At 66.9% G+C, this 7482-nt stretch carries 10 protein-coding genes; 4 read left to right on the plus strand and 6 right to left on the minus strand.

Translation table 11 applies throughout. The features are described 5' to 3' along the window. Window positions 1-513, minus strand: a 513-nt coding sequence (locus VF662_RS03820; protein ID WP_464137883.1) for an HD domain-containing protein, incomplete at its 3' end; no start/stop codon positions are given. A 48-nt stretch (window positions 514-561) separates the two neighbouring features. Continuing rightward, a complete protein-coding gene (locus VF662_RS03825) occupies window positions 562-849 on the minus strand; it encodes a CC_3452 family protein (RefSeq protein ID WP_464137868.1) in 288 nt (95 codons plus the stop codon). A gap of 114 nt (window positions 850-963) precedes the next feature. On the opposite strand from VF662_RS03825, the gene VF662_RS03830 reads away from it, so the two are divergent. Further along, the gene (locus VF662_RS03830; RefSeq protein ID WP_464137870.1) at window positions 964-1521 is read left to right on the plus strand and encodes a winged helix-turn-helix transcriptional regulator; all 558 of its coding nucleotides are present in this window, start codon (window positions 964-966) and stop codon (window positions 1519-1521) included. Here VF662_RS03830 and VF662_RS03835 read toward each other — a convergent pair. Next, entirely contained in the window at window positions 1427-1993 is a 567-nt protein-coding gene (locus VF662_RS03835) for a methylated-DNA--[protein]-cysteine S-methyltransferase (RefSeq protein ID WP_464137872.1), read from the minus strand. The genes VF662_RS03830 and VF662_RS03835 overlap by 95 nt on opposite strands. Before the next feature lie 13 nt (window positions 1994-2006). Beyond that, window positions 2007-2348 (minus strand): DNA-directed RNA polymerase subunit omega, encoded by a 342-nt coding sequence (gene rpoZ / locus VF662_RS03840; protein ID WP_464137873.1) that lies wholly within the window; start codon window positions 2346-2348, stop codon window positions 2007-2009. A gap of 116 nt (window positions 2349-2464) precedes the next feature. Here rpoZ and VF662_RS03845 point away from each other — a divergent pair, with 116 nt between their 5' ends. Further along, entirely contained in the window at window positions 2465-3643 is a 1179-nt protein-coding gene (locus VF662_RS03845) for a phospholipase D-like domain-containing protein (protein WP_464137875.1), read from the plus strand. On the opposite strand, the gene VF662_RS03850 is transcribed toward VF662_RS03845, so the two are convergent. Further along, window positions 3640-4257, minus strand: coding sequence for a class I SAM-dependent methyltransferase (locus VF662_RS03850; protein ID WP_464137877.1), 618 nt, complete (start codon window positions 4255-4257; stop codon window positions 3640-3642). The genes VF662_RS03845 and VF662_RS03850 overlap by 4 nt on opposite strands. Before the next feature lie 132 nt (window positions 4258-4389). Here VF662_RS03850 and VF662_RS03855 point away from each other — a divergent pair, with 132 nt between their 5' ends. Continuing rightward, window positions 4390-4713, plus strand: coding sequence for an antibiotic biosynthesis monooxygenase family protein (locus VF662_RS03855; RefSeq protein ID WP_464137878.1), 324 nt, complete (start codon window positions 4390-4392; stop codon window positions 4711-4713). Next, window positions 4710-5987 (plus strand): MFS transporter, encoded by a 1278-nt coding sequence (locus VF662_RS03860; protein ID WP_464137880.1) that lies wholly within the window; start codon window positions 4710-4712, stop codon window positions 5985-5987. Before VF662_RS03855 ends, VF662_RS03860 begins: the two co-directional genes overlap by 4 nt. Here the strand turns inward: VF662_RS03860 and VF662_RS03865 are convergent. After that, the coding region (locus tag VF662_RS03865) for an AAA family ATPase (RefSeq protein WP_464137882.1) at window positions 5950-7482 on the minus strand (1533 nt) is incomplete at its 5' end. The genes VF662_RS03860 and VF662_RS03865 overlap by 38 nt on opposite strands.

A 7482-nucleotide genomic window follows, 5' to 3' on the forward strand; every position in this document is an offset into this window, starting at 1 on the left:
GGCGAGCGGAGCATAGATATCCATCGTCTCGCGAGCGATGCGGCGGCGCTTCTCCTCATTTTTGATGAAGTGGAGCGTGCGCATGTTGTGGAGCCGGTCGGCGAGCTTCACCAGCAGCACGCGGATGTCGCCCGACATCGCCAGCAGGAACTTGCGGAGGTTCTCGGCCGCGCGCTGGCTCTCGCTCTGCGCCTCGATCTTGGAGAGCTTGGTCACTCCGTCGACGAGACGGGCGACGTTCTTGCCGAAGAGCTTCTCCACCTCCTCCGGCGTGGCTACCGTATCCTCGATCGTGTCGTGAAGGATTGCGGTGACGATCGTCTCGTCGTCGAGGTGGAGATCGGTGAGGATGCCGGCCACCTCGATCGGGTGGCTGTAATAAGGGTCTCCGGAAGCGCGCTTCTGGCTGCCGTGCGCCTTCATCGAGAAGACGTAGGCGCGGTTGATCATCGCCTCATCCGCGTCCGGATCGTACGCCCTTACCTTCTCCAGCAGTTCATATTGCCTCAGCACCGCCCCAACATTGGGTGCGGTGCTGCTGCGTTGCAACGCAAAAAGCCCTCAATTGGCGCGCGCGTTGCACTTTTCGAGCTGCTCGGGCGCAATCGGCTGCCCCGCGACGCTGAAGCTGCGGAGTGCTCCGACCTCTCGAGCAAGGACTTCGCAGACGATTGCGGGGCGGCTGCCGCTCTTCCCCGCCGAGCAGCCGGAATCGCCGCAGGACCAGATCGTGTCGCGCAGAACGATCTTGGTCACGGCAGGCTTGGCGGCCGGTTCAGCGCGATAGTGGCTCTGCGCGAACGCCGGCGAGGCGAGCAGTGTGAGGCTCAGAATGGCTGTGCGAAGCATGTTCGGTCTCCCTGTATCAGTTGCGATAAGCAACCAATGTTCAGGAGAGTTGCTTTCCGCAACCGATATTATTTGGACACTGTGTCCAATTGCGGCTTAAGGTCCTCGCCGGTCATGAAGAGTGAGCAACACAAGGCGCTGCTTGCCAATTGCGCGCTTCCGGCTGCGCTGGAGGCGGTTGGCGAGCGCTGGTCGTTCCTGATCCTGCGCGGCACCTTCAACGGCCTCCACCATTTCGAGGAATTCCAATCGACCCTCGGCATCGCGCGGAACATCCTGTCGAACCGGCTGGCGCGGCTGGTCGAGCACGAAATTTTGACGCGGGAGCCGGATCCCACGGACCGGCGCAAGGTCGCCTACCGGCTGACCCCCAAGGGACTTGAGCTGCTGCCGGTGCTGGTGGCGCTGAGGCAATGGGGCGAGCGCTGGGTTTCGGGCGTGCCGAGCAATCCGGTGCTGGTGGACCGGGCGAGCCGGATGCCGGTGGCGCCGATGGCCGTCTGCGCCGCCGACGGGCGCGCTTTGTCCCTCGGCGAGATGGAGTGGGTGGACCGTTCCGAGGTCAGGTCCACCGGCCTCACGGCCGCATCGCGAGCGGGAGATCCTGAAACAGCTCCGGCGCCGCACTGCGGCGCGCCCGCTCTATCTGAAGCATCTTCATCTTCGTCGTGACGCCGCCGGGCGCCGAGAAGCCGCCGCTTCGTCCGGAGGCTGCAAGCACCCGGTGGCAGGGAATGACGATGGGGATCGGATTGCGCCCGAGCGCCCGCCCCACCGCCCGCGCCGCCCCTGGGGAGCCGAGGGCAGAGGCGATCCAGCCGTAGGTCCGGGTCTCGCCGCGCCGGATCAGCCGAATCTGCTCCAGAACGCGCCTTTCGAACTCCGGCAGCGAGGAGAGATCGACCTCTATCGAGGAGAGATCCTCATCCTCTCCCTCGAGCAGGCGCGCGACCGCATCGATCGCCGCGGCGGCATGGGGAGTAGGATCACCCTCAGCGGCATCCGGGAAGCGGCGGGAGAGCGAGCGCCGCATCTCCTCGTCCGAACCTTCGGGCAGGGCTGCACCAACGACAAGGCCGCCGCGCCACAGGAGGGCGCAGCGGCCTATCGAGGTTCCAAATATAGAAAAGGCGCAGCCGCTCACGGCGCGCGCCGGATCAGTCGTAATCGCCGCCGAGATTGGTGTTGCGCGGCGGCGCTGCAGCGGTGAGGCGAAGCGCCTCGGCCGACTGGCTGAGCGAGCCGACCTCGTCCGGAGCGTCGTCGTCGTCGATCTGGACGCGCTGGAGATTGCCGACCAGAGCCTCTTCGAGATGCTTCGGCTTCACGGTCTGCTCGGCGATCTCGCGAAGCGCCACGACCGGATTCTTGTCGCGGTCGCGGTCGATCGTGAGGTCGGCACCGCCGGAAATCTGCCGCGCGCGCTGGGCGGCAAGGAGCACCAGGTCGAAGCGGTTCGGGATTTTGTCGACGCAATCTTCGACGGTTACGCGTGCCATGAGGAGCTCCGCTCTTTCTCAAGCTGAATGGGAAGAGCGTGAGCTAGGGCCGAGGCCCCGGAATGTCAATATTTTGAGGCCTTGCGCCCGGCGGCGGCGGGGCTCATCTGCCGGGCATGGCAGATGCCGGCGCACCCAGGCCCTCCCCAGAGGTGGCCGCCACCGTGGACGGGAACCGGCTGACCCTGCTCGCCGACGGGCCCGGCCGCCTGGAAGCGCTGATTTCGTTGATCGACGGCGCCACCGAAAGCCTCCGGATCCTCTACTACATGTTCCTCGGCGATGCCTCGGGGCAGCGCATCAGGGATGCGCTGCTTGCGGCGGCGGAGCGCGGCGTTCGGGTGGTGGTGCTGGTGGACGGATTCGGGAGCGACATCGGCGATGCGGCCTTCGCCTCGGCCAGCGCGCAGGTGGAATTCCACCGCTTCAGCGCAAAGTTCGGACGCCGGTACCTGCTGCGGAACCACCAGAAGCTGGCGCTCGCCGATGGCGAGCGGGTGATCATCGGCGGCTTCAACATCTCGGACGACTATTTCGACACGGCCGAATCGGGCGCATGGCGCGACCTCGGGCTGCAGGTGGAGGGGCCGAGCGTCCGCTGCCTCGGCGGCTATTTCGACAGCTTGAGCGAATGGGCCGCCGATCCCGGCGGGCGAATCCGGGAGCTTCGCAAGATCCTGCAGCAGCACAGCGTCACCAGCGGCAAGCTCCACTGGCTGTTCGGAGGGCCGACGCGCCGCCTCAGCCCCTGGGCTCGGGCCGTGCGGAGGGACATGAAGAAGGCGAGGCGGCTCGACCTGATCGCCGCTTACTTTGCCCCCAGCCTCGGAATGCTTCGCCGGATCGCCGGCATTGCCCGGCGCGGCGGCAAGGCGCGGGTGGTGACGGCCGCGAAGTCCGACAACAATGCGACGATCGGCGCCGCGCGGAGCACCTATTCCTGGCTGCTGAAGCGCGGCGTCGAGATTTTCGAATACCAGCCGACCAAGCTCCACACCAAGCTGTTCGTGGTCGACGACGTCGTCCACATCGGCTCCGCCAATTTCGACATGCGCAGCCTGTTCCTCAATCTCGAGATGATGCTGCGGGTGGACGACCGCGCCTTCGCTGCGGCGATGCACCGGTTCGTTGACGGCGAGATCGCCGAGAGCAGGCAGATCACGCCGGAGGTGCACCGGGCGCAGCGCAGCCTCGTCAATCGACTGAAATGGGGTGTGGCTTATTTCCTGGTGGCGGTCGCCGATTACAGGATCTCGAGATTGCTGAACTTCGGCAACGAGCGCCGGTCCGGTTAATCCTTCCAGGCCCAGAAGAGGGTGGCGGGCGGGATGTTGCGCCACTCGAAGCCCTTGTCGATCCGTTCGAAGAAGGGCGCGATGAACTGCCGGACCTTGGGCGAGAACTGATAGACAAGGAAGGCGCCGCCGGGCCGGAGCGCCTCGGCGGTGGCGCCCGCAATGGCCGGACCGACGCCCGCAGGGAGCGTGGAGAAGGGGAGGCCGGAGAGCACGTAATCCGCCTCGCTGAACCCATATTCGGCCATGATCTTGCGCACGTCGGCGGCAGACCCGGTGACCGCCACCAGCCGCGAGTCCATGAACTTGCCGTTGAGATATTCGGTGAAGTCGGGATTGGTGTCGATCGTCAGCAGCGTCGCGTCGGGCGCCAGCCGCTCCAGGATGTGCTGGGTGAAGGTGCCGACGCCGGGGCCGTATTCCACGAACAGCTTGCAGCTCGCCCAGTCCACGGGCGCAAGCATCTTGTCGATCAGCACCTTCGAGGAGGGGATCACCGATCCCACCATCACCGGATGCTTGATGAAGCCGCGAAGGAACATCCACAGCGGACCGCCCGCGCCTCGGCGCGTGAAGGCGCGATCCCGTTGAGCTTGGTCGGCGCTGAAATTCATGAGGGGGTTCCGTAGAGCGTTAGGACGGCAAGGTGCGTTGGCAAAACAACGCGGCAATGGCAAGGGTGGGGCATCCCGGGCGTGCAAATATGCCGATTCCGGGACAATCCGCTGCTTTTTCGGGACGTTCGCATGATTGAGCCGCCTCCAGGCAGTATCGCGGTTATATTCGTCTCGCGTCGCACGGAGGCGGACGAGGCTGGTTATGCGGCGGCCGCTGCCGAGATGGAGGCGGCGGTTCGCGCCAGCCCCGGCTTCCTCGGAATGGACAGCGCGGCGCGAAGCGAGGACGGTACCGGCATCACCATCTGCTACTGGAAGGACGAGGGCGGCGTCGCCGCCTGGCGCGCTCACGAGCGGCACACCGAGGTTCGGGCGGAGGGGCGGCGAAGCTGGTACCGTTGGTACAAGGTGATCGTGACCCGCGTGGAACGCGGCTACGCCTGGGAGGGATGAGCGGCTACGGCCTCTCGCGGGAACGCTTCGGATTGCTGTTCGCCGTGATGCTGGTGGCCGCGGCCGGCAATACCGCAATGCAGTCGCTGATGCCGGCGATCGGGCGCGAGCTCCGCATTCCGGACCTGTGGGTCGCCGCAGCCTTCAGCCTCTCGGCGATCGCCTGGGTGGTGGCGGCGCCGCACTGGGGCCGGCTTTCCGATCGCCGCGGCCGCCGGGCGCTGATGCGGCTCGGGCTTTACGGTTTTATCGTCTCGATGCTGATCTGCGGGGCCGTGCTTGCGGCCGGGCTTGCCGGGCTGATCCCGCCGATGCTCGTGTTCCTGATCTTCATGCTTGGGCGCACCGTCTACGGCATCTGGGGATCGGCCTCGCCGCCCGCGGTACAGGCCTATGTCGCCGCTCGTACGGACGGCGATCAGCGCACCAATGCGCTTGCCGCAATCGCCTCCTCCTTTGGGCTCGGCACCATCATCGGTCCAGCGCTCGCGCCGCTGTTCATCTTCCCGCCGCTCGGACTTTCGGGGCCGCTGGTCGTGTTCGCCATGATCGGAGCAGCTGTGCTGACGGCGATCGTCACCCGCCTGCCCGACGACACTCCGCAGAACCCGGCACGCGGGGGCGTTCCCGATTACCCTTTCATGGGCGGATCGGGAGGGGCGGGCACTGCCCGGGACGGCGACGAGGCGGGAGCGCCGCTGAGGTGGCGCGATCCGCGTATTCTTCCCTGGCATGTGATCGGAGTGATCGGCGGCCACGGCCAGGCCGCGCTGCTGGGCGTGATCGGCTTTCTGGTGATCGATCGGCTTGCGCTTCCGCCAGCCCATTCCCAGCAATGGATCGCGCTTGTCCTGATCGTCGGCGCGGCGGCGACATTGCTTGGGCAATGGTGGCTGATCCCGCAGTTGAAGCTCCACCCGCGCGGGCTTGTGATCTGGGGCTCGTTCCTCGCAGCCCTCGGCGCTACGGCAACCGGGCTAGCCGGAAGCGTCTACGGGCTCACATTGGGCTTCGCCACCGCCTCGCTGGGCTTCGGAATGTTCAGACCGGGCTTCACCAGCGGGGCCTTGCTTTCAGTCGAGCCGGGCGAGCAGAATGTGGTGGCGGGGATGGTCACGTCAGTGAACGGCATCGCCTACGTCGCCGGCCCGGCCATTGGAGTGGGCCTTTACGGGCTCGCCATGCCGCTTCCGTTCCTGATCGTCGGAGCGCTGATGATGGGGCTGGCCGTCGGCGTCAGCCTTCGCTTCCGCCCTTCGGCCCCCGCGGCGTAAGCATTCCCGGAGCGATGAAGCCGATCCCGGAGCCGGCGCCGCGCGCCTCCTGCTTTATGTGGGATTCGATCCGCGCATATTCCTCCTCCATCTCGGGCGTGACGGACGGCCGGGTCTCCTTCAGCGCCCGCTCGAAATGGTCGGCGGTCACGGTCTGGGCGCCCAGCGATTCGCGGAGCGCGAAGAGGCCGGCGCGGCGAACCAGATCCTCGAGGTCGGCGCCGGTGAAGCGCTCGGTGCGGGCGGCGAGGTCATCGAGGTCCACGTCCGCGGCGATCGGCATCTTCTCGGTGCGGATGCCGAGGATGTGCCGGCGCCCCGCTTTGTCCGGCACCGAGACGTAGATGAGTTCGTCGAAACGGCCGGGGCGAAGCAGCGCCGGATCGATGAGGTTCGGGCGGTTGGTGGCGCCGATCACGACCACCGATTGAAGCTCCTCGAGCCCGTCCATCTCGGACAGGATTGTGTTCACCACCCGCTCCGTCACCTGCGGCTCGCCCATTCCGCCGCCGCGGGCGGGGACGAGGCTGTCGAGCTCGTCGATGAAGATCACGGTCGGCGCGACCTGGCGGGCGCGGGCGAACAGGCGAGCGATCTGCTGCTCGCTCTCGCCATACCATTTGGAGAGGAGGTCGGAGGATTTGGTGGCGATGAAAGTCGCCTCCGCCTCGCGTGCCGTCGCCTTGGCGAGTAGCGTCTTGCCGGTGCCGGGGGGGCCATAAAGCAGGAAGCCCTTGGCTGGCCGGATGCCGAGCCGCCGGAATGCGGCCGGATCGCGCAGCGGAAGCTCGACGCCCTCGCGAAGCCGCTCGCGCGCCTCGTCTACTCCGCCGATATCGTCCCAGCCGACATTCGGCATCTGGACCATCACCTCGCGCATCGCGGAGGGCTGGACGCGCTTCAGCGCCTCCTCGAAATCCTCGCCCTTGACCGACAGCGTCTCCAGCACCTCGGGCGGGATCGTGCCCTCCTCGAGATTGATTCTGGGCATGATCCGCCGGACCGCCTCGATCGCGGCCTCGCGGACGAGGGCGGCGAGGTCCGCGCCGACGAAGCCGTAGGTGCGCCGCGCCAGCGCCGGCAGGTCGACTCCACCGTCGAGCGGCATGCCGCGGGTGTGGATGGCGAGGATCTCGCGCCGGCCGTTCTCGTCGGGGACTCCGATCACGATCTCGCGGTCGAAGCGGCCAGGGCGGCGGAGAGCCTCGTCGATCGCCTCGGGGCGGTTGGTGGCGGCAATGACGACCAGATTGGCGCGGGGCTCGAGGCCGTCGAGCAGGGTCAGAAGCTGGGCGACGAGCCGCTTCTCGGTCTCGCCCTGGACCTGGCCGCGCTTGGGCGCGATCGAATCGATCTCGTCGATGAAGATGATCGAGGGCGCCGCCTTGGTCGCCTCCTCGAAAATCTCGCGCAGCTTGCGCTCGCTCTCGCCATAGGCCGAGCCCATCACCTCGCGCATCGCGGAGGGCTGGACGCGCTTCAGCGCCTCCTCGAA

Source organism: Allosphingosinicella sp. (assembly GCF_036387215.1).
GTDB lineage: Bacteria > Pseudomonadota > Alphaproteobacteria > Sphingomonadales > Sphingomonadaceae > Allosphingosinicella.

Bases quoted from the DNA above. Each gene is read 5' to 3' on its own strand.
- VF662_RS03860 (WP_464137880.1), top strand. From the start codon at position 4,710: ATGAGCGGCTACGGCCTCTCGCGGGAACGCTTCGGATTGCTGTTCGCC.
- VF662_RS03830 (WP_464137870.1), top strand. From the start codon at position 964: ATGAAGAGTGAGCAACACAAGGCGCTGCTTGCCAATTGCGCGCTTCCG.
- rpoZ (WP_464137873.1), bottom strand. From the start codon at position 2,348: ATGGCACGCGTAACCGTCGAAGATTGCGTCGACAAAATCCCGAACCGC.
- VF662_RS03845 (WP_464137875.1), top strand. From the start codon at position 2,465: ATGGCAGATGCCGGCGCACCCAGGCCCTCCCCAGAGGTGGCCGCCACC.
- VF662_RS03850 (WP_464137877.1), bottom strand. From the start codon at position 4,257: ATGAATTTCAGCGCCGACCAAGCTCAACGGGATCGCGCCTTCACGCGC.
- VF662_RS03825 (WP_464137868.1), bottom strand. From the start codon at position 849: ATGCTTCGCACAGCCATTCTGAGCCTCACACTGCTCGCCTCGCCGGCG.
- VF662_RS03855 (WP_464137878.1), top strand. From the start codon at position 4,390: ATGATTGAGCCGCCTCCAGGCAGTATCGCGGTTATATTCGTCTCGCGT.